Annotated in this window: 21 protein-coding genes and 1 pseudogene; 18 read left to right on the forward strand and 4 right to left on the reverse strand. The window is 32.0% G+C overall.

Going from position 1 to position 24,523, the window contains the following annotated elements; genetic code table 11:
* Positions 1–11: 11 nt before the first annotated feature.
* Entirely contained in the window at positions 12–1,100 is a 1,089-nt protein-coding gene (gene tnpB / locus ACQVV1_RS01445) for an IS200/IS605 family element RNA-guided endonuclease TnpB (RefSeq protein ID WP_431168620.1), read from the forward strand.
* 125 nt (positions 1,101–1,225) lie between these two features.
* Here the strand turns inward: tnpB and ACQVV1_RS01450 are convergent.
* A pseudogene (locus ACQVV1_RS01450) lies at positions 1,226–1,396 on the reverse strand (thiamine pyrophosphate-binding protein); the annotation flags it as partial.
* 107 nt (positions 1,397–1,503) lie between these two features.
* Between ACQVV1_RS01450 and ACQVV1_RS01455 the strand changes: the two are divergent.
* The 5 genes from ACQVV1_RS01455 (at position 1,504) to spoIISB (ACQVV1_RS01475) (ending at position 4,308) form a co-directional block, all read left to right on the forward strand.
* Positions 1,504–1,986 carry a MarR family winged helix-turn-helix transcriptional regulator gene (locus ACQVV1_RS01455; RefSeq protein WP_063223870.1) on the forward strand — a complete coding sequence of 161 codons (483 nt, stop codon included), beginning with the start codon at positions 1,504–1,506 and terminating at the stop codon, positions 1,984–1,986.
* 168 nt (positions 1,987–2,154) lie between these two features.
* The gene (gene gpmA, locus ACQVV1_RS01460) at positions 2,155–2,892 is read left to right on the forward strand and encodes a 2,3-diphosphoglycerate-dependent phosphoglycerate mutase (protein WP_242253228.1); all 738 of its coding nucleotides are present in this window, start codon (positions 2,155–2,157) and stop codon (positions 2,890–2,892) included.
* Between the two features lie 188 nt (positions 2,893–3,080).
* Entirely contained in the window at positions 3,081–3,818 is a 738-nt protein-coding gene (locus ACQVV1_RS01465; protein WP_242253552.1) for a type II toxin-antitoxin system SpoIISA family toxin, read from the forward strand.
* Between the two features lie 112 nt (positions 3,819–3,930).
* Positions 3,931–4,056, forward strand: coding sequence for a hypothetical protein (locus ACQVV1_RS01470; protein ID WP_061530834.1), 126 nt, complete (start codon positions 3,931–3,933; stop codon positions 4,054–4,056).
* Between the two features lie 75 nt (positions 4,057–4,131).
* Positions 4,132–4,308, forward strand: a complete 177-nt coding sequence (gene spoIISB / locus ACQVV1_RS01475) for a stage II sporulation protein SB (RefSeq protein WP_242253230.1) — start codon at positions 4,132–4,134, stop codon at positions 4,306–4,308.
* Positions 4,309–4,351: 43 nt separating this feature from the next.
* Here spoIISB (ACQVV1_RS01475) and ACQVV1_RS01480 read toward each other — a convergent pair whose 3' ends face one another.
* Positions 4,352–4,627, reverse strand: a complete 276-nt coding sequence (locus tag ACQVV1_RS01480) for a hypothetical protein (protein ID WP_242253232.1) — start codon at positions 4,625–4,627, stop codon at positions 4,352–4,354.
* Between the two features lie 945 nt (positions 4,628–5,572).
* On the opposite strand from ACQVV1_RS01480, the gene spoIISB (ACQVV1_RS01485) reads away from it, so the two are divergent.
* The gene (spoIISB, locus tag ACQVV1_RS01485) at positions 5,573–5,749 is read left to right on the forward strand and encodes a stage II sporulation protein SB (RefSeq protein ID WP_063223876.1); all 177 of its coding nucleotides are present in this window, start codon (positions 5,573–5,575) and stop codon (positions 5,747–5,749) included.
* Positions 5,750–5,892: 143 nt separating this feature from the next.
* A complete protein-coding gene (pepD, locus tag ACQVV1_RS01490) occupies positions 5,893–7,362 on the forward strand; it encodes a beta-Ala-His dipeptidase (RefSeq protein WP_242253237.1) in 1,470 nt (489 codons plus the stop codon).
* A gap of 595 nt (positions 7,363–7,957) precedes the next feature.
* Here the strand turns inward: pepD and ACQVV1_RS01495 are convergent.
* On the reverse strand, positions 7,958–8,428 hold the full coding sequence (locus ACQVV1_RS01495) for a DUF5065 family protein (protein WP_063223878.1): 471 nt from the start codon (positions 8,426–8,428) through the stop codon (positions 7,958–7,960).
* Positions 8,429–8,882: 454 nt separating this feature from the next.
* Here ACQVV1_RS01495 and ACQVV1_RS01500 point away from each other — a divergent pair, with 454 nt between their 5' ends.
* The 7 genes from ACQVV1_RS01500 to ACQVV1_RS01530 all read left to right on the forward strand — a co-directional run bounded on the left by ACQVV1_RS01500 (position 8,883) and on the right by ACQVV1_RS01530 (position 17,889).
* The gene (locus ACQVV1_RS01500; RefSeq protein WP_242253239.1) at positions 8,883–9,542 is read left to right on the forward strand and encodes a CatB-related O-acetyltransferase; all 660 of its coding nucleotides are present in this window, start codon (positions 8,883–8,885) and stop codon (positions 9,540–9,542) included.
* Between the two features lie 466 nt (positions 9,543–10,008).
* A complete protein-coding gene (locus tag ACQVV1_RS01505; RefSeq protein ID WP_269325810.1) occupies positions 10,009–11,322 on the forward strand; it encodes a D-alanyl-D-alanine carboxypeptidase family protein in 1,314 nt (437 codons plus the stop codon).
* A gap of 518 nt (positions 11,323–11,840) precedes the next feature.
* On the forward strand, positions 11,841–12,989 hold the full coding sequence (locus ACQVV1_RS01510; protein WP_431168491.1) for an acyltransferase family protein: 1,149 nt from the start codon (positions 11,841–11,843) through the stop codon (positions 12,987–12,989).
* Positions 12,990–13,163: 174 nt separating this feature from the next.
* Positions 13,164–13,784: an SGNH/GDSL hydrolase family protein gene (locus ACQVV1_RS01515; protein ID WP_431168492.1), complete on the forward strand. Its 621-nt coding sequence runs from the start codon at positions 13,164–13,166 to the stop codon at positions 13,782–13,784.
* A 430-nt stretch (positions 13,785–14,214) separates the two neighbouring features.
* Positions 14,215–16,182, forward strand: a complete 1,968-nt coding sequence (locus ACQVV1_RS01520; RefSeq protein ID WP_431168493.1) for a penicillin-binding transpeptidase domain-containing protein — start codon at positions 14,215–14,217, stop codon at positions 16,180–16,182.
* A gap of 356 nt (positions 16,183–16,538) precedes the next feature.
* Positions 16,539–17,072, forward strand: coding sequence for an RNA polymerase sigma factor (locus ACQVV1_RS01525; RefSeq protein WP_063223884.1), 534 nt, complete (start codon positions 16,539–16,541; stop codon positions 17,070–17,072).
* Positions 17,062–17,889: an anti-sigma factor gene (locus tag ACQVV1_RS01530; protein WP_098555320.1), complete on the forward strand. Its 828-nt coding sequence runs from the start codon at positions 17,062–17,064 to the stop codon at positions 17,887–17,889. The genes ACQVV1_RS01525 and ACQVV1_RS01530 overlap by 11 nt, the downstream gene beginning before the upstream one ends.
* An 11-nt stretch (positions 17,890–17,900) precedes the next feature.
* On the opposite strand, the gene ACQVV1_RS01535 is transcribed toward ACQVV1_RS01530, so the two are convergent.
* Positions 17,901–19,661: a peptidoglycan D,D-transpeptidase FtsI family protein gene (locus tag ACQVV1_RS01535; protein WP_431168494.1), complete on the reverse strand. Its 1,761-nt coding sequence runs from the start codon at positions 19,659–19,661 to the stop codon at positions 17,901–17,903.
* A gap of 384 nt (positions 19,662–20,045) precedes the next feature.
* On the opposite strand from ACQVV1_RS01535, the gene ACQVV1_RS01540 reads away from it, so the two are divergent.
* From ACQVV1_RS01540 to ACQVV1_RS01550, 3 genes are all read left to right on the forward strand, one after another.
* Positions 20,046–22,178: a peptidoglycan D,D-transpeptidase FtsI family protein gene (locus tag ACQVV1_RS01540; RefSeq protein WP_431168495.1), complete on the forward strand. Its 2,133-nt coding sequence runs from the start codon at positions 20,046–20,048 to the stop codon at positions 22,176–22,178.
* 228 nt (positions 22,179–22,406) lie between these two features.
* Positions 22,407–23,333, forward strand: coding sequence for a class A beta-lactamase Bla1 (bla, locus tag ACQVV1_RS01545; protein ID WP_442896544.1), 927 nt, complete (start codon positions 22,407–22,409; stop codon positions 23,331–23,333).
* 226 nt (positions 23,334–23,559) lie between these two features.
* The gene (locus tag ACQVV1_RS01550; protein ID WP_431168496.1) at positions 23,560–24,423 is read left to right on the forward strand and encodes a metallophosphoesterase; all 864 of its coding nucleotides are present in this window, start codon (positions 23,560–23,562) and stop codon (positions 24,421–24,423) included.
* Positions 24,424–24,523: the final 100 nt, after the last annotated feature.

Below are 24,523 nucleotides of genomic sequence, written 5' to 3' on the forward strand. Positions count from 1 at the left end.
AGGTGTGGAAAATGTTAAAATCATACAAATATCCTATCTATCCAAATAAAGAACAACAAATATTTTTATTAAAAACATTTGGATGTGTTCGGTTTGTATACAACAAGATGCTTGCAGATAGAATCAAATCTTATCAAGAATCACAGGATAAACTTGATAAATCTGTTAAATATTCTACGCCTGCACAATATAAGGCTGAATTTCCATTCCTAAAGGAAGTGGATAGTCTTGCGTTGGCGAATGCTCAAATGAATTTGAATAAAGCATACGCTTACTTTTTCCGGGATAAATCTGCTGGATTCCCGAAGTTCAAAAGTAAGAAAGATAACCATCGTAGTTATACAACAAATAACCAAAAAGGCACGGTTTACATCGAGGGTGGTTATATCAAGCTGCCAAAAATAAAGACCTTGGTAAAGATTAAACAGCACAGACAATTCTTTGGATTAATTAAGTCTACTACAGTGTCTCAAACACCTACTGGCAAATACTTTGTATCGGTTTTAGTAGAAGAAAATGAGCAATTTTTTCCTAAAGTTGATACAAAAGTTGGTATTGATGTTGGACTAAAAGACTTTGCAATATTGTCTAATGGCAAGAAATATGAGAACCCTAAATGGTTGAGAAAAGCCGAAAGAAGATTAGCTTTTCTGCAGCGCTCTTTGTCGCGTAAAAAGAAAGGTTCAAACAATAGAAACAAGGCCAGATTACAAGTTGCAAGACTTCATGAGAAGATTGCGAATCAACGCAATGATTTTCTTCACAAGATAAGCAATGAAATCACAAACGAAAACCAAGTAATTGTGATTGAGGACTTGAAAGTGAAGAAAATGCAAAAGAATCACAAATTAACAAAAGCAATCAGTGAAGTATCTTGGGCTAAATTCAGAGAGTACCTTGACTATAAAACAATATGGAAAGGTCGTGATTTGATAATCGCACCTAAGAATTATGCGAGTAGCCAATTATGTTCTTTTTGTGGTTTTAAAAATAAGGAAGTCAAGAATCTAAACCTTAGAGAGTGGACTTGCCCTGAATGCAATAGCCATCATGACAGAGATGTAAACGCAAGTATAAACTTACTAAAATTAGCCATGTAATTGGTATTTTCTTTAGGGGTAGGTACTACCCTTATAGATTGGTAAATATAGGTAGATAATAAAAGTATCTACTTCCCAAGAAGCTCCCACTTCAAACAGTCTGTAAGGACGTTAAGTGGTGAGTAGTTCACTTCATTACAGTTGCCAATCCATTCAAATTTTTCATGTGCCATCACATCATCTAAAAAGGCAAGATTATAATCACCAGGAACATCAAATATATGCTCGATTCCTAATTCACGTAGTCGATCTAATAAATATGTACTTACGGTATATTGCGTTTTCAAGTGAATCATCTCCTAATTGTGCAACGAATATTTCAATAAACTAAAGAAGTTCCAATGCGTTCATTAAAATATAGATTACTGGATTGTGGTATAATTTACATACAGGGGGAAAGTAGATGACACAACATAAAGAAGAACAGATGAATGAAGCATTAGCATTATTTTACTTTGCATATAAAACATTTACTGAAAAGCCAGATGAAATTATAAAAGAGTATGGTATACAACGAGTACATCACCGAATTTTATTTTTTATCGCACGCTTTCCAGGGATAAGTGTTAATGAATTATTATCACTGTTAGAAATAAGTAAACAAGCTCTTCACGGACCACTCCGTCAACTTGTGGAAAAGAGCTTAATTGAGAGTAATGAAGCTACACATGACCGCCGTGTGAAACAGTTGTCTTTAACAGAAAAAGGTGTGAATTTAGAGAGAAAACTGAGCGATGTACAAAGGCAACAAATGAGTGCTATTTTTTCAAAATTTGGTGAATCATGTGAAGAAAACTGGCATCAAGTTATGAATGAAATGGCAAATAGTCGTTCTGGTTTTGATGCATGGATATCAAAACGGGAAATACCAGTTGATCAAAAGTAATGAATAAAAACATCTGTTTTATAGTTTGAAAAAGATAAAGTTTTATCCATACATTTGGCAAATATGAATAAATCGTAGTATGTGTGGATAAAAAAATTACATTACCCAAAACTTTATATGTGTACGCAATGGAGCATTAAAATTCATATTTCCGAGAGGGGAATTATAATGATAAAACTTGTACTTATTCGTCACGGACAAAGTTTATGGAATCTTGAAAATCGTTTTACTGGATGGACAGATGTTGATTTATCTGAGAATGGATTAAGTGAAGCGAGAGAAGCAGGATCGATATTAAAGAAAAATGGATATACTTTTGATGTTGCTTATACATCTGTATTAAAACGAGCTATTCGGACGTTATGGATTGTACTTCACGAGATGGATCTTTCCTGGGTGCCAGTACATAAATCTTGGAAGCTAAATGAAAGACATTATGGTGCATTACAAGGGTTGAATAAAGATGAAACAGCGCAAAAATATGGTGAGGAGCAAGTTCATATTTGGAGAAGAAGTATTGATGTAAGACCACCTGCTCTTACTGAAGATGATCCTAGGTATGAAATGAATGATCCAAGATATAAAGCACTGAAAAAAGGTGAGTTTCCATTGACAGAATGTTTAGTGGATACGGAGAAAAGAGTACTTGCTTATTGGCATTCAGAAATTGCGCCGAAATTAAAGAATGGTAACAAAGTAATCATTTCATCACATGGTAACACAATTCGCTCTCTAGTAAAATATTTAGACAATCTTTCAAGTGATGGTGTTGTTTCATTAAATATTCCAACGAGTATACCGCTCGTTTATGAATTAGACGAAAATTTACGTCCGATTCGGCATTATTACTTAAGTATGGATAGAGAAGTACCTGAAGGGGAAATTCCGAAACATATTACTTTTTAACATGAACATTTGAAACGCATGCTTGTCTACATATACAATGTAGATTCAAGATAAAAGACGTGGCACCTTCTAATGTATATGCGATGTAGCTAAATTTAGAAGCTTGTCCACGTCTTTTGTCATAAAGAGAGCTGCTTGTGCATGTAATGATATCGTGAGTAGTTTTTGAATGGAGGGTGATGTCATTGGTGATCTCTAACATTCGAATCGGCCTATTTATTTTAGCAATCGTTTTTCTAGTACTTGTTTTCTTTTATTGGAAAAACGAAGAGTTGTACGAGGAGAAGAAGCAACGTATTAGAAAGACTTGGTATGGGTTGTTTATAATATCAGTCACCGTGTATTTCATGATAAAAGGAATTGATTTAACCCTCTGGAAAAATCTTTTAATGTTCACTGCAATGGTTATTTTTGTTGATATCGCATTTATTTTAACACCAAATATTTCAGAAATATGGGGAGCGAAATTTAGCGATATCGGTAAAACTGTCCAATCGATAAAACGATCATTAATTGCTTCTAAAGCAAGAGGAGAAATTTACACAACAATTATTCAAAATGTCAATTCAGCAGTATTCGGTACGATGGAATGGCATACGGAAGAGGAATATACAAAGAGCTTAAACGTGTTTTTAGATTCATATGGGGAAAAAATTGGGGCGAAAATAGTTGTATTTGAAGCGGCAAAGGAATTAAATACAAACTTTCGTGGTATTCGCTCTCAATTTAGTATTATGGTTCCGTTTGAACACATCGAGCAATTGAATGAGCAGAAAGCAGTGCAAGTAGAGAATGTCGGAATTATACCAGCAAAAATAGTGAGTGATGTTTTCATTGTTATTGACGGGAAGAAAAATAATCTTCAAGATCGGGATTTTGAAAATGTATATAATTTAACAATACATCATAGTTATTTTAGTAAATAAGGACAGGATTTTTTTCTGTCCTTTTCACTTATACATAAAGGTAAAGCGAATTTAGACAAACTTGTATAAAATCGGACAATCATTCCTACACTAGCACGTAGAGGTGATTGTAGTGATAAAAGATAATAATAATGATTTTTTTAAAGAAGATAATGAAGATACAACAGATTTCTCGTTAATAAAAGGAGATACTTTGCAGCAAGTAGAAGAATTAGAAGATGAATTAAAAAGAAAATGATACGTGTACACCCTGTCTGCATTTGCTATATAATATAAATAAAAGGTTGTATCTTTTTGAAAAGGTGGAGAAGAGATGGCTGAAGTAAATGTACAAAAGTCTTCGTTTTTTAAAGAAAAAAAAGAAGCACCCAATACAGATTTCTCTCTTGTGAAGGGTGCATTGACTCAAAATGTGGATCGATTAGAAAAATTTGTAGAGACAATTCCATATAAGTATATAAAAAAGGGTAATGTAAAAGAGAATGCGTAAAAACATTCTCTTTTACATTACCTCTTTATGATTTGTTTATGCGTTATTTCTTTTTTTGTTTAAAAATGATTTTATACATAAAATACCCAAGGGCTGCAAAGATGAATCCAATAGCAGCACCAACTATTTGTTTCATAAACAATAAGTATAACGAAGCAATAATTAGGGTAAATAAGATTAAAATTAATACATGCTTTGAAATAAATTCTAACCCTTTGTACACTAGTAGAATGACACCTGAAAGAACAGTGATGATAGGTAATATCCTATTTTCGAAAAAGCCTTCCTTTTTTTTGCTAGAATGCTGTTGTTTATTCAATATAAATATACTCCCGTCTTAAAGGATTAATCTTTTATTAGTTTTGCTATTTCATTTTAGAAAAGATTTTTGGTTAAATGGATTATATCAAAGGAATCATTTATTATATTTCGAGTTAATAGCCATTGGGTGTTTGGTGATTCAATAACAAAGAATCCATTGTCAGAAATAACCTCATTCTTTTCGGTTGTATCTAGACGCATAATAGTGTAAATAGAATGTGTTGATTTTAAATCTATTATAAAATTTTCAGCATATAAGGAATTAAATCCATTCCCTATTAACATTGTTTTCCCTTCTTGAATAGACAAAGGGAAAAAATTTTCAATATTTTGTACGATATGGTTTGGAAGAGTTCCTACAATGTTACTTCCTTGTTCCTCTTGCTGAAATACTAGCTGTAATAAATTTTTAGATTCTAAAAATAATCTATCGTCTGAAATTTCTTCAATTTTATGTGCAATACCAACTCAACTCTGATATGTAACGTTTGAAGTGTTATCAATATAAATGTTAGCAGTAATCGTTGTTTCGTTTATAAAATCGACTTTTTGAAGTAATAATGGAAGGTGCGGATTACATAAAGTGCTGAATAATTTCTCTATACTAGGTTGTAACTGTATTTTTTTATTAATCTCTTTGTATGAAAAATTATTTTAACCAAGAGTATATTAGATGGAAATCCCATTAAAATCTACTTTTTTATAATATCAAATATTATTATTAAATAGCAGATTAATATTGTTAATTTTATGATAATTAACAAAAATAAAAAAGAGAGAATGCCAGCTAGGAGTTAAAGGCACATCAGATTTCTCGTTAATAAAAGGAGATACGGTGCAGCAAGTAGAAGAATTAAAAAGAAGATGATACGTGTACACACTGTCTACATTTGCGATATAATATAAATAGAAGATTGTATCTTTTTGAAAAGGGGGAGAAGAGATGGCTGAAGTAAATGTACAAAAGTCTTCGTTTTTTAAAGAAAAAAAAGAAGCACCCAATACAGATTTCTCTCTTGTGAAAGGTGCATTAACGGAAAATATAAATCGGTTAGAGAAATTAATGAATAATAGTACTTCAAAATATATGAGAGCAAAAAAAGAGAAAGAAAATGCATAGTGCATTTTCTTTCTCTTTTTATATGTAATTTAAATGTTTAACGAGCAGATATTAAAGTATGAAATAGAAAGTGAAAATAATGAATCATGGTATAATGATAAAAGGCTTACATATTATTTTGTTATTTTGAGAGGAGCTTAAAAATGTATTCTACTTTAGAACAATTAACAAAGCACCCTGTATTTTATCATTTTGCAGAAATTTCAAAGATTCCTAGAGGATCAGGTAACGAAAAGGAAATTAGTGATTTTTTAGTTGGTTTTGCGAAAGAGCGTAATTTAGAAGTAGTTCAAGATGAAGCATTAAATGTCATTATTAAAAAAGAAGCAACTGCTGGTTATGAAAATGTACCAGCTATTATCATTCAAGGTCATATGGATATGGTATGTGAAAAAAACCAAGCAACCGTACATGATTTTGAAAAAGATCCAATTGAATTACGAATTATTGGGGACATGTTATATGCAAATCAAACAACTTTAGGTGCTGATAATGGGATTGCAGTTGCATATGCATTAGCTTTATTAGATTCAAAAGACATTCCGCATCCAGCACTTGAAGTAGTTATTACTACTGAAGAAGAAACGACAATGGGCGGAGCTTTTGCTGTTGATTCAAATCATTTTGAAGGAAAGATTTTTATTAATATTGATTCTGAAGAAGATCATAAATTACTAGTAAGTAGCGCAGGTGGTGCGAAAGCTGTTGAAACAATTCCAGTAATTTGGGATGAAGCGCCAGTAAATATGGATGCATACCGTCTATATATCGGTGGTCTAAAAGGCGGACATTCTGGTATGGAAATTGATAAACAACGTGGTAATGCGAACAAAGTATTAGGACGAGTATTACATGATTTATTAGCAAATATTCAATTTGATATAAGTGAAGTTCATGGCGGATTGAAAACGAATGCAATTCCGCGTGAAAGTGTAGCTACAATTGTATTACGTACAGAAGACGTAGAGAAGGTAGAAGAAATACTAGAATCATGGACACGAGTATTACAAGAAGAAATGCGTGCTGTTGATCCAGATGTTCATGTTACACTTACAAAATTGGATGAGAAAGTAGAAAAAGTATTTGCTAAAGAAACACAAAAGCAACTTATTTCATCATTATTCTTAATTCCAAATGGCATTCAAAGTATGAGCATGGATATTAAAGGTCTAGTAGAAAGCTCAACAAATTTAGGTGTTATTGAAACATTGCAAGATGAAATTAAATTACGTAACGAAGTGAGAAGTTCTGTAAGTAGTTTAAAACAGCATATTGCAGATGAGATTAAATGTATTGCTGAATTAGTTGGTGCAACATTTGAAATAGAGTCAGAGTATCCAGAATGGCCATACAATCCGAATTCGCAAATTCGTAATTTATTTGAAAAAGTGCATCAAGAAAAATACAATAAAGATGTTGAAATCTTCGCTGTGCATGCAGGGATTGAATGTAGTGTATTCGTTCAAAAGATGCCTGAATTAGATGCAATTTCATTCGGTCCAGATATATTCAACGTCCATACGCCAGATGAACATATTAGTATTTCTTCTGTTGTGAATAACTGGGGATTCTTCGTTGATGTAATGAAGGGTACGAAAGAATTAGCTAAGTAATAATGATGAAATGAAAAATAGCCTATAAAATTTTATAGGCTATTTTTTTATATAGAGTTTTATTAGAAATTCGTTTTTATGTAAGTATTTAATTTTTGCTTTTATTTCTAAAAGAGATTGTACCAAAGATTGCTCCGGATATTGCTCCGATTAAAGTCATAAAAATTGCACTCCAAGCTGCAATTGACATTATTACACCTCCAAATAATAAATTATTGTTTCTTATTCCTTTTAATAGAAATGATGATTGCAACAACTGCTAAGAAAATAAGAGGAGACCAAGAAAAGAAAGACATGTAGCATTCTCCCTTCAATAATTATGTAAGATATTTATATAAATTAATTATCACATGTTTTTTAAATCGAACATGTGTAATATGCAATATTGCATATTGGATTGTAGAACTTAAAGAAGTGGAAACAGTTATTGAATAAAAATGATAATTTATAAAGAAAGTAAGGATTTTTTCTAACCTTAAAAGGGGAAAACAATCAAAAAACTCCTCTATCTTATATAAGGTAGAGGAGTTTTAAAATGGTTTTTGTTTAAGAAAAATAGTATTCAATATTTATTTACTGGTGAGATAAACGTAAATTATTTTGAGATTTTAAAGCTGCCCCCATAATAATAATTTTCTCCAAGTTTCATAACAGCTACATATGTTCCTGGATTATAAGCCTTAGTAATAGGCGTTACAAACCTACCATAATTATGTTTTAAACCTGAGTCATAGATGGTTTTATATCTATGCAAGTTTATTTTATCATTTTCATTTCCACTCAATTGATATATTTTTACAATACCAGTATCCTTACCACCAGTATATATAGTAACATCGAATGTATCTCCATGCTTTAAGTCACCAACTGCTAACTCTTCTATAAAATCTGCATTATGATGTAATAAAAAATAACTTTGCCACCGCCAAGTATCTACAAATCGTGATTCTTTTTGTGTAAGTTGCGATTCAGCAGAAACAGGTGGGAGTGTACTAATTGTATTCGAAAATAAAAATCCTCCAACAGTCAATGCGCCAATAATTGTTGATTGCCTTAAAAGTTTCATCTTCTAGACCTCCTAAATAATAAAGGATTTAAAAATCGATTTTGTGAAAAACTAGCTGTGAAATCTAAAGGATGATAATATCTTCTATAATCATATTAACATTTATTGATTTATCAGACAAATCAAATAATAATAAAATTATATCGAGGGAGTAAAGGGTAATATAAGAATGAAGTTAGATGTAAAACTAAGAAATCTTTATCATAGGTAATTAGGATCTATTATTTGAAAACGCGATTATTTTAATACTGAAATTTCAATTCACACCATAAGTTTTAGTACATAATTTTACAATTTGACTTATATAATTTATCGCGTTATGATTCCGTTATAATAAAAGAAAGGCTTGAAGATAATGATTCGTCGTTTGAGAAAGCTAAAAAATGTAGCAGTCGTAGTAAGCTTCTAAGTAAATTGAAAAAATCTACAATACTTAGAAGCGAGGAATAAAGTTATGAAGCATCCATTATATAATCATTGGTCAGAAACGAAGTATTTAAAAGATATAGTAACAAATCCACTCATTGAGGTAGGAGAGTACTCCTATTATTCAGGTTATTATGGTCATCAAAATTTTGAAGATGGCTGTGTAAGGTATTTGTGGGGGGATGCTAAGTCCCGAGCACTGTTCAATCCAATTGAACAGATGGGATGGCATCTTGATAAACTCATTATTGGGAATTATGTTTGTATTGCCAGTGGAGTAGTCATTTTAATGGGTGGTAATCACAATCATCACTCAGAATGGATTACAGTATATCCATTCGCTGAGCAAATTGAACATTCATATGAACCGAAGGGCGATACAGTCATTAAAAGTGATGCTTGGATTGGAATGAATGCTATTATTATGCCTGGCGTTACAATCGGTGAAGGTGCAATCGTTGCAGCAGGATCTGTCGTAAGTAAAGATGTTCCACCGTATACAATAGTGGGCGGAAATCCTACTAAAGAAATAAAGAAACGGTTCACTGATGCACAAATAAATATGCTAATGGAAATGCGTTGGTTTGATTGGGATAGAGAATTAGTTGAGAAAGCAATTCCTATTTTATCTAGTTCATCTATTGAATTATTATATGATTTTTATAAAAAGGAACTAAAAAATAGATAGATCTGTGAAAAAACTACATTCTATATAGGATGTAGTTTTTTTATTATAAAAATGAATAGTCTAGACTAAGGAAAATTCATCTCTAGTATGAGTTTAGCAAATAGCTGAATTAAATAATTAAAATCCTTGATAGCTAATAAAACCAGTGTGTCTCGATATTTAATCGGGACACACTGGTTTTATTTTTTGAAAATGTGGAACAAATGTATTATTTTGATTGTCTATTCATTGTAATCCTAAAAAATATGAAAGTACGGATTATCTTGAAAAATACAAAGGTATTAAAAATAGGGATGTGTGTAGGAATACAAAGTATCAGTGCGCCTAAAAGTGTGTGATGAGATGGTCTATATGAAAGCAATCCTAACGTCTTATATGTATATAGAATTTGAGAATACTGTCTATTTTTTGAGGATTATGTAAGAATAACATTTTTTTGAGTACAAAGATATTGGAGGTAACAGAAGTGAAAGGTATGTTTTGCAAGAGAAGTATTGCAATAGTAACAGTGCTTACACTATTTTGTAGCATGGTCGTTACATTTGGAAGAGCATCAGCGGAAACAGTTCCTGCTATAGATGTAGAAGCAGGATCAGCAATTTTAGTAGAAGCAAATTCCGGGAAAATTTTATATCAAAAAAATGCAGATGAATCATTAGCAATTGCTAGTATGACAAAAATGATGAGTGAATATTTAGTTCATGAAGCGGTGGATAAAGGAAAACTTAAATGGGATCAAAAAGTTAAAATCTCTGAATATGCATATAAGATTTCGCAAGATCGCTCATTATCAAACGTTCCATTAGAAAATGGTGGCTCTTATACAGTAAAAGAGTTATATGAGGCAATGGCAATTTACTCTGCAAATGGTGCCACAATTGCTTTAGTTGAAGAAATTGCTGGAAAAGAAGTCGATTTCGTGAAAATGATGAACGATAAGTCAAAAGAGTTTGGAATGAAAAATTATAAATTTGTAAATTCTACAGGTTTAACAAACCAAGATTTAAAAGGATATCACCCAGAAGGGACAACTCTAGACGAGAACAATAAAATGTCCGCAAGAGATTGTGCAATTTTAGCACAACGTCTTATTCAAGACTTCCCGAAAATATTAGATACAGCAAAAATTCCCAAAAAAACATTCCAAAAGGGTGGCAAGTATCCAATTGATATGGTGAATTTTAACATGATGTTAAAAGGTTTAATTAAGCAATATGAAGGTGTAGATGGGTTGAAAACAGGAACTACTCCAGAAGCCGGTGATTGCTTCACTGGTACAGTAGAAAGAAACGGTATGCGCCTAATCTCTGTAGTGATAAAAGCAAACTCTCATACAGCACGTTTTGATGAAACGAAGAAATTATATGATTACGGATTTGCGAATTTTGAAGTGAAGAAGCTATATGGAAAAGATTCTATGGTAAAAGGGCATGAAACAGTGCGAGTAGCAAATGCAAAAGACAAAGACGTAGTTGTTCAAACGAAGCAGGCTATTTCACTTCCAATGCCGAAGGACAATAAAGACGTTTATAAAAAAGAATTTAAAATATCGAATAAAGTACAAGAAGCGCCTATTAAAAAAGGTGTAAAAATAAGTAAAATGATTATCTCGCCTAAAGATAGTACAGATCCTGGGTTCTTATCAGGTAAATCATTACAAATAGACCTTGTAACAAAATCTGATGTAGAACAAGCAAATTGGTTTACACGTTTTATGCGTAAAATCGGTTCTTTTTTCAGCGGTATGTGGGATAGCGCGATTGATATAGTAAAAAGCTAACTTGATAAGATAAAAATCCATATTAATCTGAAACAAAGAGTTTCAAAGTATTATGGATTATTATGTAGATAGTTTGACATGGAATATTGCATTAATTCTCAAATTTGGTTCTTCAGAACTATTGGTAGTGATATCAAGCTAAACTAAATTTGTATCTATATAATCAAAAAACGCTATTCTTTTTGTAGAAATATACAGAAAGAATAGCGTTTATTATGAATTTTTTGATTTAAAGCATTCTAGTACAAGGTTAGTTTAATAAAGTTACATGAAGAACAATCATCCATTATTTCATCAAATGATAATAAAAATTAATATCCGGTACTTATTTCTGTAATTAGATTTTATGAAAAATTAATAAAATCTTTTCTTTGTATTAACTATTTTGTTTTAAATTATTTATATAAGGAAATGGAAATCAGAAAACAGATACATAGATTAACTTTGAACTGCTTATATGAGGGATCTAAATAGACATTATGTACAATTTTCCCACTACGGCTATTATAGCGGCCTTTATGAACAGCAAAATCTACAATATACAAGGAGAACATTTTATGAGTAAGAGAATAAAAGAATTAGATTCCATACGGGGGTTAGCAGCACTTACTGTGGTATTTGGACATTTTTGTTTAATGCTACCATCGTTGCCTAATTCTATTAAATTTTCCCCACTTAGGTTTTTATGGGCAGGTGGGGAAGCAGTTATCGTTTTTTATGTACTAAGTGGTTTTGTTTTATCTATGGCACTTTATCATTCAAAAACAAATTATTGGGGATATTTAATTAAGAGATTTGTAAGAATCTATATTCCTTATTATTTTTGGATAATCATTACCTTTGCTTTATTTATATTGTTTTCGCCGTATGAAGTGGTAGGGCTACGGGATTGGTTCTATGATAGGTGGCAAGGGTCTATAACAAAATTAGATATTATAAACCATTTTGTGCTTCTTAATAACTTTTTTACCGAAAATTATAATCCAGTTATTTGGTCATTGGCTCAAGAAATGCGTATATCTATTGTGTTTCCTTTGTTATTCCTTCTTTTTTATAAACTGAATTGGAAGAAAACGATACTATTTGCTTTGAGTTTTTCTTTAATTAGTGTTTTTCTTAATATGTTGCATATTGGGAAAGCTGAGGGGTTTTATAATGGTTATGCAGATACACTACATTTTACATCTATGTTTCTGGTTGGAATGTTACTTTTTAAGCATCAGGAAAAACTTATCTACTCATATAGGAATATGAAAAAAATTAATAAAGGATTTCTGATTGTAATAGGGATTATTTTATATTTATATTCCATTTTAATCTATGGTTTTTCCCGTAATGATACTACTTTCTTATTAAAAGATTGGGGTGTTGTAATGGGTGTTAGTATATTTATTATAATGGCCATGAGTAACCTAAAAGTAAAAGTATTTTTAAATAAGGGTGTGTTTGTATATTTAGGAGAAATTTCATACAGTATCTATTTGTGCCACCTTCCAATCATGATGGTACTATTTAAACTTTTGTATACAAAGATACCTATCTTTTTCCTTCTTATTTTGTGCATTACAGTGACACTACTTTTTTCTATGGTTTCGTATCATTTAATCGAAAAGAAATGTATCAATTGGGCAAAACAAAGAACAACAATTTTTTTGAAAAAAGTATAATGCCTAGAGAGATTTTATTTCTTTAGTAAATATATGAATATGACCGATTCCTAAGCATATTGGGAATCGATCAATTTTGGATTCTACATGTAAATATAATAAAGTGGAATTTAATTGAAATCGAAAACCACTTAGAAATAACAATTACGTTGTGAGCTATTGTATAGTATAAATATGGTTAATAATAAAGGGGGAATACGTATGTGGAAGCGATTTGTAGCGATTGGTGATAGTTTTACAGAGGGGATAGGGGATGAAGTTGAGGGAATTGCATTAAAAAGCTGGGTAGATCATTTTGTTCAACTATGTGTAAACGATATAGAATATGCTAATTTTGCAAAGCGTGGGTTAGTAACTAAAGAAATTCGCTCACAGCAATTGGAAAAAGCATTAACTTTTAAACCAGATTTGGTTAGTCTCATTGCGGGTGCAAACGATGTATTAAAAGGACGTTGGAATCATCAAACATATAAGAACGATATGGAATTTATGATAGATACATTAAGTAAAACAGGTGCTGATATTATGATAGCAAACCTTCCAGATTTTACAGTGAGGCTTCCTTTTTCTTCTGAAAAAAAACAAGAGTTAAAAGAACAATTATTAGAGGCAAATGAAGTTATATTTTCACTGAGTAGAGAGTATAAGCTTCATCATGTTGACTTTTGGAATCATCAGTTGGTTAATGACAATACGCTTTGGTCTAAGGATTTCATTCATCCAAACTCAAAAGGATATGTAAAAGTTGCTGAATTGATTTTTAATTGTTTACATGTACATGACTCTTCTAAATAAGCTGGAGAATGACCTAAACTCCTGTCACATGCTGCACAGGGGGGGTGATACGAAAAAGAAGTATATAGAGTGCCTAAAATTATACTTTAAGTAATTCTTTTTATTGTTTATATTTTTGATATTTTCTGTTGCAGAACCCTTAGTATAAGGGTTCTTTTTTGTGTGAAATATATACAAAAAAGATACGAACGGAAAACTCGAACTGAAAGGTATTTTAAATAAAATTGTTAAAACAACACTAATAACGAAAGCAATTGCTAAATAGAATCTTAAAATCTTCCCCCTCGAATGCAACTTAACCATAGAATTTAATTTTTCTATAAGTGTGGAACAATTTCATTACTTACACTGTCTATTAAGCGTTAAAACATTTTTTGTTTAATATATCAAGAAAGGAATAAATATTTTTTAACTAAGGGAGAAGATTGAATTGAAAAAATTATGGATGCTGCTTTTCTTTTGTTTTGCAGTTATGTTGGTGGGATGTAATAAAAATGAATCGCCAAAACAAGCATTTGAAGAATATATCAATTTATGGAATGATAAAAAATTTGCAAATATGTATGATTATTTATCAGAACATGCAAAAAAAACGATTTCTAAAAAGGAATTCACAGAGAAATATCAAAAAATCTATGAGGGTATTGGAGTTAAGAATTTAAAAGTTAAAACGAAAGGAGAGAATACGAAAGATAAAGAACTCTTTCTTTTTGAAGTTAAGATGGATACGGATGGAGGACCAGCTTCATTTATCCATGAGGTAAAACTTGTGAAAGAAAAAGAATCTTGGAAAATAGATTGGACACCAGATTTTATTTTTCCAGGTATGAAAAAAGATTACAAAGTACGTATGCAAACAGAACAAGGAAAACGTGGAGAAATATACGATCGAAATGGGAAAGGTCTAGCAACGAATGGTAAAGGGACTGAGGTTGGAATTATTCCAGAGAAACTAGGCGAAACGGCGGCGCAAACAAAAGAACTAGTTGCACAGTTACTGGATATGTCTATAGAAGAGGTCGATCAGAAGCTTACAGCGAAATGGATAAAGCCAGATTCCTTTGTACCAATTGGTATTTTAAAAGAGGGAACTAGACAGAATGATTATATCGAATTAGAAGGGGTATCATCTAGACCAATCAATATTCGTACGTATCTATTAGGTGAAGCAGCGGCACACTTAACTGGCTATATAGGAAAGGTGAATGCAGAGGAGTTAAAATCGCTTCAAAAAAGAGGTTATCAAGCTGATGATTTAATAGGTAAGACAGGCTTAGAGAAAGTACTGGAGAATAAATTACGTGGTGAAAAGGGTGGGCGCGTATTTATAGAAGATGAGAGTGGGAAAGAGATTAAAAACGTAGCAAAAAAAGAAGCGAAATCAGGGGAAAATGTTACATTAACAATTGATGCTGCAATTCAAGAAAAAATCTATAATGAGATGAAAAATGAAGCAGGCTCTAGTGCAGCGATCAATCCTAAAACAGGTGAAACAATCGCGCTTGTAAGTAGCCCTGCTTATAATCCAAATATAATAGTTAGAGGAGCCTCAAAAGCACAAAGAGAGGTGTGGACTAACGACGCGAAACTACCAATGATGAATCGCTTCACACAAGCATTCGTACCAGGTTCCGTATTTAAAACGATTACAGGTGCAATTGGTTTGGAAACAAACGCAATAAATCCTAAGGAAGAATTTAAAATTCAAGGATTGAAGTGGATAAAAGATTCATCTTGGGGAAATTATTATGTAACACGTGTGAAGGATGCAAGTCCAATTGATTTTGATAAGGCGATGAAGTACTCTGATAATATTTATTTTGCTCAACAAGCTTTGAAAATAGGAAAAGAACAGTATGTAAATGAACTGAAGAAATACGGTTTTCATGAAAAATTACCAATCGAATACGAATTTCCTATGTCAATCATTACAAGAGATGGGATAAAAAACGATATTCAACTAGCAGACACGGGATACGGACAAGGACAAGTATTAATGACACCACTTCATTTAGCATTAACATATGCACCGATTGTGAATGAAGGGAATATTCCGTCGCCCCATCTTTTAAAAGAAGCAAGAGTAACGGGAAATTGGAAAGAAAATGTGGTGTCTAAAAAGAATCAAGACATATTAAAGAGTGCATTAACAAAAGTCATTAATGACCCTGATGGTGCGGGGAGAATTGCTAAGGTTGATGGTATAACGCTTGCTGGTAAAACAGGTACAGCAGAACTGAAAGAGTCGAAAGAAGTGGACGGAAAAGAACTTGGATGGTTTGCAGCTTTTGATGCAAATGAGCCAGACATGATTGTAACCATGATGATTGAAGATGTAAAAGGAAGAGGAGGGAGCAATGTTCCAGGTGAAAAAGTAAAACATGTTTTTCAGAAATAATACCTTAAGTATAAGGTGAAATCTTTTAGTAAATTCACTATGCGTTTGCTTAACGTAAAGAACAATTAAGTATCACAAAAGCATTCTTCCTAATCGAGAATGCTTTTTCTATTTTGTTATGGCTCGAGGAAGTTGATACTTCATCATATACATTGTTTAAATCAAATTCTATGGTTTTAAATGTGATATTATGGAACCTGTCATTTAAGAGAATATATAGGTAATTATTTAAGGGTTTTACTATTGAAAAAAGATAATCAATGGAACAAATGAAACTTGTATCTTGTCTATATATTGAAACCATAATAAAAGTGAGGGTAGTTTTAGGTTTATTCAAATAAGTTTGAGGTGTGGAAATGGAACAAACGTTTATTGAAAAGTGTAATCATGATGAGCTGGACTATGTTATAAAAGACTATTGGCAAGATGTATGGAATTATTCATTTATTATTACGAAAGATCCACACTTATCAGATGATATCACACAAGATGTATTTATAAAGGTATTTAAAAATTGGAATTCATTTCGAAAGGAATCATCTATTAAAACGTGGATATTAAAAATCACAAGAAATACGGCAATAAACTATTTGAAATCATCTTATTTTAAAAGAATATCTTTAGTAGGATTTTTTAGTGACGATAAGCAAACTCTGTCGGCAGAACAAGAATTTTTTAAGCAAGAAGAAATGAATGATGTGTGGAAAGTTGTATTAAAACTACCTAAAAAGCACCGTGAAATAATAATATTGGACGCAAAATATGAATTATCTTATGAAGAAATAGCTGAAACACTAGGAGTATCCATTGGAACTGTAAAATCTAGATTAAGTAGAGCAAGAAGTAAGGTTTCAAAATTAATAGGGGAGGGTGGTAGTGATGAACAATAAACAAAATCCTGACTGGTATAGAAAATTAAAAAAAGGCCCAATGGAACACCGTAAAGACGAAGAAGAATATATTTATAAAATAAAGCAATCTATATATCAAAGTAATGAGGTAGGTTCTCCAAAACATACAAGACCATTTCGTAAAAAAGCATTGCCAATTGTAGTGGTTTTAGCTTGTACATTTTTATTTTTTATTGTTCAACAACCTTGGCTTGATGATAATAAATCACCGGTACAAAGTAGTACACAAATTAAGCCTAAAACAAAAGATGAGTCTGCTCAAGATCCAACATTAAAACAATTTATGAATGATTTATATCAAAGTACAAATGCAAAAAATGAAAATGACTTGTATAAAGCGTTAAACGATGAAGTTCAATTTAAAGGGAATAGCTATAAGAAGGATGAATTGAAGTTTGATGAAGATATTTTTCATGAGTTGCAAGTCGCTCTTACAATGGGGGGAGAATTTGCAAATGATACAAAACAAGTATACAAAGTACCAAGTGGATTGACAGAAAGTAACCAACCAAAACAAGCACATTTTATATATGCAACTGTTACTGGAAATAAAACGAAAATTTTAGCTGAACCAAAGCGAGAATCACAAGTTTTATATGAAGTATCTAATGAAATGGTAAAAGCTTGGATTCCAGAAAAAGTGCAGAAGGATGGATATATAAAAATATCGACAATTAACGGTAATACTGGATATGTACAAAAAGAGTACGTTTTAACTGATATTAAATATTCATTTATGTTCGAAAAGAATAATGAAGGTATATGGAAAATTATAAATATAGATTCTATATGGTAAAAGAGGAAGGTTCACTTTAATGAACCTTCCTCTTTGTTTTTATTTTCTTTTTGAAGAGTATTCCAGGACTCTAAAATTTCTGATGTAACTAGAGCGGCAATGTTTTTTTCTGAATTACTACTAGGAATAACGACAGAAACGGCAATCTGTGGATCTTCGGTAGGAGCATATGCAATGAATAGAGAATGATTTATCATTCTTTCTTGCTCATTCGGAAAACCTGTAATACCTGTTTTACCTGCGACGTCAAAGGGCAATTTTTTAATCTCCTCTATATTTTGACTCATTCCACCTTGCACGACATTCCAAAAGTTCATCGGGTAACGATTTGAACTTTCTAAAATGGGTTTAAACTTTTTTGTTTCCTTACCATCTTGACCAATAATAGCACTTGCCATTTGAGGTTTATATTTATCACCTTTACTTGCCAAAGTTGCTGCATATTGAGCGAGTTGAAGAGGAGTATGCACTTCATTTCCGCCCCACGACGCATTTAATAAAGCGGAGATTCCGTTTTCAAACTTATTAGAAGGATGAAATTCATATTGTCCGTCTTCTTCAAAGGGTAAATCAATCCCGGTTTTAGAACGTAGGCCGAATTGCATTAAATAATCTGTCCATATATGTGCCACCTTTTCTACATTGCCATTATTTTGGTTAAATAATGGCAGAGCTACTTTTGCAGTCATAAATGTGTTAGATGAATTAATGATAGCCTGCCTCGGTGTAATCTCACCTTTTGGCGTTCCAGGTGCATTCGTAATGTTATTTTGATTATCATACTGAAAAGTACCTTTATCTAAATATGTATCTTCAGGTTGAAAAAGTTTTTCGTTTAATCCAATTAAAATAGTAAGTGGCTTTATAGTAGAAGCCATATTTACATAAGATCCACCATACTTTAATTTTTGAATTGCTTTATTTTGCGAAAGTGATTTTATGTTATCTACTTTAGTTGATACATGTGTATGTAATATATTTGGATTAAAAACTGCTGAGTTGGCCATAGTTAAAATTGCGCCAGTTTTTACATCGCTCACTACAGCATAACCAGCTTTAGCATCAGGTGTTTTCTTAATTTGAGACCTTAATGCTTCCTCTGTTTTTTGCTGTAATCTAGAGTCTAAAGCTAGCCGGACATTTTTTCCTTTTTGTACTTTTTGAATGTTCCATAATAACTTTTTATTACTTATTTTAAAAATAAGAGTTTTACTTGGTTTTCCTTTTAGATCATTTTCATATTGCAGCTCAATCCCACTTTTCCCAACAGCCATATACTTTGAAGTATGGTCATTTTCTACATATCCAATTACCTGTGAACCAATTTCGTGTTTAGGATAATATCGAATCCATTCATCCTTAATTATTACATTATTGGTTTTGTTTTTGTTTATGAATGCAAGTTCGTTCTCAGCTATATCAGAGTATAACGGTATATCATTCATAGTCTGCTTGTTACAAGATTGTTGTAATTGAGATTTTATGTTCTCTGTAGAAATATCATGTTGAAACTCGCTTGAAAATTGATTAAAAAAAGCTAATGTGTTTGATGTATCTTGTTTCGATAGTTTTTCATCATTAGAAGTGCAATATAGAGACTTAACCTTCTTATTTGTAGCTAGTATTACACCATTTTGATCAAAGATTTTTCCTCTTTCAGCTGAAGAAGTTGCGATAGTTATTGAAATGAAGTTGATTTTAAATAAAATTAGTAAAATCAAACCTACAATAGAAAGAACCGCAAAAAATCTCCATCTTTTTGTATGTAACATATAACCCTCCCTTATGTAGCCTATTTCATCTTATAGTTAATTATTTTTTTTGTAAATGTGGAACAACTTTATTGTTTAGGTTGTCTATTAAGTATTACAGCACGAAGAAAGGAACAATCAGTATGAAAATTTACTATCAAGTCTAAGTGTAAGTTTAATAAGAGTTATTATACAGTTTAGCATTTCTAATGCAAGCGACAAAAAAATAGAGAAAAAACAGGAAGGGAGAGTTATTAATTACGTAGCTAAACGAAAAGGAATGAATGCTTACAAGGAGTAGGTAAAAAATTGAGACGATAATTTATAACCGGTCATCGGTATCTAAAATATAAGGAATGCTTTTAGTATTTGTAGCAATTCCTGAAAGAATTATATGGAGGATTTATGAAAGAACAAAAAGGAAAGAAGCAGAAGACATATATATCTATTCGATTAAATATAATGTTCCTTTGCATATTTTTACTATTCTCAGCTATTATTATGCAACTAGGAAAAGTGCAAATCGTAGAGGGAGAGGCTTATAAGAATCAAGTGGAAAGCAGTCAAAATGCAACAACTAGCATTCCAGTTCCGCGTGGACAAATACTAGATCGAGAAGGGAAAACAGTTGTTAATAATAAATCTCTTCGCGCGATTACCTATACAAGGGTAAAGGGGATTACGAGTGAAGAAATTTTAAAAACAGCAAAAGACTTGGCGAAAGTACTTGAAATGCCCGAACAAGATATAAATAAGTTAACCGATATTGATAAAAAGGATTTCTGGATGCAGTTAAATACGAAACGTGCGGAGACAAAGATCACTAAAAAAGATATAGAAACGTTTAAAGAAAAGGGAATAGAGGGAAAAGAGTTAGACAAAAAAATTGAAGAATTAAGACGAGACCACGTTACAGAAGCTGAATTGGCAGAATTAACAGCACAAGATTTAAAGGTGTTAGCTATTAAAAGTAAAATGAGTTCAGGTTATCAACTGACACCACAAATTATTAAAAAAGATGTAACGGATGCAGAGTATGCGCGGATAAGTGAAAATCTTGCGGAGTATCCTGGAGTAGATGCAACGGTTGATTGGGAACGTAATTATGTAAATGGTAATTTATTTCGTTCTGTATTAGGTAATATTACGAGTAGTGAAGAAGGTCTGCCGAAAGAAAACTTAGATTCTTATTTGGTACGTGGATATAACCGTAATGACCGTGTCGGAAAAAGTTATATTGAACAACGATATGAAGATGTATTACACGGCACAAAAGAAGAAGTGAAAAATATTACTGATAAATCAGGAAACATTATAAACACAGAAATCATCTCTAAAGGAAAAAGTGGTAATAGTTTAACATTAACGATTGATATGGAATTGCAAAAGAAGGTCGAAGAAAGTATAGAGAAAAATTTGAGAGCTTTTAAAGGTTCAGAACCACTGTTGGACAGAGCTTTTGTCGTAATGACGAATCCAAATAACGGGCAGATTTTATCTATGGCAGGAAAAAAGATTGTAGAAAAAGAAGGGAAAATAGAGATTGAGGATTTGGCATTAGGTAACATGACAACCTCATATGAGCTAGGTTCAGCTGTAAAAGGTGCTACTTTATTAACTGGATATCAGACAGGAGCAATACATCCAGGAGATCAATTTTATGATGCACCGATGAAATTTAAAGGTACACAAGCTAAGAAATCGTGGAATGTATCTGGATTTGGTAATATTAATGATTTACGAGCTCTACAAGTATCTTCGAATGTATACATGTTCCAGACAGCTTTAAAAATTGCGGGAGTTAATTACGTACCAAATGGCTCATTGGATATTAAACAAGGAGCATTTGATACGATGCGCTATTATTTCAAGCAATTTGGTTTAGGTGTCCCAACAGGTATTGATTTACCGAATGAAATAATTGGACAAACGAGAAAAGTAGATAGTCAACCTGGGTTTTTACTAGACTTTTCTATCGGTCAGTATGATACGTATACGCCATTACAATTGGCACAGTATATTTCAACGATTGCTAATGGCGGTTATAGAATGCAGCCTCAAATTGTACAAGAAATACGAGAACAATCAATAAAAGAAGAGGTTGGAAAAGTTATACGCTCTATAGAACCTGTCGTATTAAATCGAATTGATATGAAGACAGAACATATTGATCGTATAAAAGAAGGGTTTAGATGGGTATTCCAAGAAGGTGATGGAACTGGCGTGAAGTATTTCAAAAATGCTTCATATAAACCAGCAGGAAAGACAGGAACAGCTCAAACTGTATATGGTGGAGAAGACCCAATTGGCAGAAATGCAAAAGGAGAACGTATGGAATGTTACAACTTAACATTAGTTGGATATGCTCCATATGATAATCCAGAAGTAGCGTTTTCTGTAGTAGTCCCATGGCTTCATAATGATAAAAGTGGAATTAATTCTATAATTGGAAAGGAAGTTTTAGATGTATACTTTGATTTAAAACAACAACGTATACATGGTGAAGCTGCTAGTACAGATAGTTTTAATCAAAATTAGTAAAATGTGAGTACTTTTCTCAAGGGAAGAGACTCTGTTTATATAAAAGCCTTTAAAAATTAAAAGAAGATTTGAAATAAGAGATAGCAGCTATCATAGTTGCTATCTTTTATTTTGTTAATAATACCGATATTAGTTATAAAGTTTTTTTAGTTTATGGAACAAACTTGTTTCGGTGATTGTCTATTATGTGTAAGTAAAAAAAGTGTTAAGAACTTGAAAGGAATGATGATTTTGAAAAACAAGAGGATGCTAAAAATAGGAATATGCGTTGGTATATTAGGTTTAAGTCTTACAAGCATAGAAGCTTTTACAGGAGGACCACTGCAAGTTGAAGCGAAAGAAAAGAAAGGACAAATAAAACATAAAAATCAGGCGACGCATAAAGAGTTCTCTCAACTTGAGAAAAAATTTGATGCTCGATTAGGTGTATATGCGATTGATACTGGTACAAATCAAACAATCGCTTATCGACCTAACGAAAGGTTTGCCTTTGCATCAACTTACAAGGCTTTAGCGGCAGGAGTATTACTGCAGCAAAACTCTACTAAGAAATTAGATGAAGTTATTACTTATACGAAAGAAGACTTAGTGGATTATTCACCTGTTACAGAGAAACATGTAGATACTGGAATGACACTAGGAGAAATTGCAGAGGCTGCTGTTCGTTACAGTGATAACACTGCGGGGAACATTTTATTTCATAAAATAGGCGGACCGAAAGGATATGAAAAAGCGCTTAGACAGATGGGGGATCGGGTTACTATGTCTGATCGTTTTGAAACAGAATTAAACGAGGCTATTCCAGGAGACATTCGTGACACTAGTACAGCGAAAGCAATTGCTAAGAATCTTAAAGATCTTACGGTCGGAAATGCGCTTCCGGATCATAAACGTAACATTCTTACAGAGTGGATGAAAGGAAATGCTACAGGAGACAAACTTATTCGTGCAGGCGTGCCAACTGACTGGGTAGTTGCAGATAAATCGGGTGCAGGAAGTTACGGGACACGAAATGATATTGCGATCGTTCGGCCACCAAATAGAGCACCTATTATCATCGCAATTTTATCTAGTAAAGATGAGAAAGAGGCTACCTATGATAATCAACTCATTGCAGAGGCAGCTGAAGTTGTAATCAATGCCATTAGGTAATAACCACTTAGTTTTTTTATTTCTTTAGCAGATAGTATTGAAAGTATAAAATCAGTAACGATTCTTTTTCTTGTGAAAAGAATCGTTTTTTTGTAGTCTTATTATTAAAAAGAAAAGCATAAATATAACGAACATATATTGTATCCATTAATAAAATTTCATGTACTGTATTATTTTATTAACTTAAAAAATATAATATAATTCATTTAGCATATAGAAGCGTTTTATGAGAATAAAAAGGAGAAAATATGAAAAAAATATGAATAGAATCATTGTGATTATTTGTATATTACTGGGTATTAGTATCTTTTTATATGTACAGAACAATTTAATAAAAATAACTGAAGTTAATATAACGTCTAGTAAAATCCCATCCAATTTTAAAGGCTTTAAAATCCTTCAACTTTCAGATCTACATAATAAAGAATTTGGCGATAAGCAAGACGTTTTAATTCAAAAAGTAAATAGTATAAACCCAGATATTATAGCTATTACGGGTGATTTAATTGATAGTAAATCGTACGATGTAAAAATTAGTATGGATTTAATCCGAGAAGTTGTAAAGGAGTATCCTGTATATTTTATAACAGGAAACCATGAAAAATGGTCAGGGAAATATAATGATTTGGAAAAAGAATTAAAGAAACATCATGTTACCGTTTTAAGAAATGAACATGTAACTATTCAAAAAGAGGAGCAAAAAATAAATTTACTTGGTATTGATGATCCGGAATTTGTAACTGGAAAACGTGATGAAGGAAATGTTGTAAAAGATGAAATTTCAAAAGCGAAATTTGAAATGCAGATGGATACATATAATGTATTACTATCCCATAGGCCTGAATTTTTGACAGTATATGCTGATGAGCAAATAGATTTAGTGTTATCGGGACATGCTCATGGAGGGCAAGTTAGATTGCCATTTATCGGTGGGTTAGTTGCTCCGAATCAAGGGCTATTCCCTGCATATACAGCTGGTTTATATGAAAAACAAAATACGTCTATGGTAGTGAGTAGAGGATTAGGCAATAGTATCATTCCGCAAAGAATTTTTAATAGACCAGAACTTGTAGTTGTGCAGTTAAATTGAACTGTACGACTTTTTTGTGCAGAAAAAATAGGTTAAATGGATTTTATACAAGTTAACATTACAATTTTGTTAAAAATTTTCTACGTTACATAAAGTAACA

The organism is Bacillus basilensis (assembly GCF_050630465.1).
In the GTDB taxonomy this organism is placed as follows: Bacteria; Bacillota; Bacilli; order Bacillales; family Bacillaceae_G; genus Bacillus_A; species Bacillus_A basilensis.

Bases quoted from the DNA above. Each gene is read 5' to 3' on its own strand.
- tnpB (WP_431168620.1), top strand. From the start codon at position 12: ATGTTAAAATCATACAAATATCCTATCTATCCAAATAAAGAACAACAA.
- ACQVV1_RS01455 (WP_063223870.1), top strand. From the start codon at position 1,504: ATGACACAACATAAAGAAGAACAGATGAATGAAGCATTAGCATTATTT.
- gpmA (WP_242253228.1), top strand. From the start codon at position 2,155: ATGATAAAACTTGTACTTATTCGTCACGGACAAAGTTTATGGAATCTT.
- spoIISB (WP_242253230.1), top strand. From the start codon at position 4,132: ATGGCTGAAGTAAATGTACAAAAGTCTTCGTTTTTTAAAGAAAAAAAA.
- spoIISB (WP_063223876.1), top strand. From the start codon at position 5,573: ATGGCTGAAGTAAATGTACAAAAGTCTTCGTTTTTTAAAGAAAAAAAA.
- pepD (WP_242253237.1), top strand. From the start codon at position 5,893: ATGTATTCTACTTTAGAACAATTAACAAAGCACCCTGTATTTTATCAT.
- ACQVV1_RS01495 (WP_063223878.1), bottom strand. From the start codon at position 8,428: ATGAAACTTTTAAGGCAATCAACAATTATTGGCGCATTGACTGTTGGA.
- ACQVV1_RS01500 (WP_242253239.1), top strand. From the start codon at position 8,883: ATGAAGCATCCATTATATAATCATTGGTCAGAAACGAAGTATTTAAAA.
- ACQVV1_RS01510 (WP_431168491.1), top strand. From the start codon at position 11,841: ATGAACAGCAAAATCTACAATATACAAGGAGAACATTTTATGAGTAAG.
- ACQVV1_RS01515 (WP_431168492.1), top strand. From the start codon at position 13,164: ATGGTTAATAATAAAGGGGGAATACGTATGTGGAAGCGATTTGTAGCG.
- ACQVV1_RS01525 (WP_063223884.1), top strand. From the start codon at position 16,539: ATGGAACAAACGTTTATTGAAAAGTGTAATCATGATGAGCTGGACTAT.
- ACQVV1_RS01530 (WP_098555320.1), top strand. From the start codon at position 17,062: ATGAACAATAAACAAAATCCTGACTGGTATAGAAAATTAAAAAAAGGC.
- ACQVV1_RS01535 (WP_431168494.1), bottom strand. From the start codon at position 19,661: ATGTTACATACAAAAAGATGGAGATTTTTTGCGGTTCTTTCTATTGTA.
- ACQVV1_RS01540 (WP_431168495.1), top strand. From the start codon at position 20,046: ATGAAAGAACAAAAAGGAAAGAAGCAGAAGACATATATATCTATTCGA.
- bla (WP_442896544.1), top strand. From the start codon at position 22,407: ATGATTTTGAAAAACAAGAGGATGCTAAAAATAGGAATATGCGTTGGT.
- ACQVV1_RS01550 (WP_431168496.1), top strand. From the start codon at position 23,560: ATGAGAATAAAAAGGAGAAAATATGAAAAAAATATGAATAGAATCATT.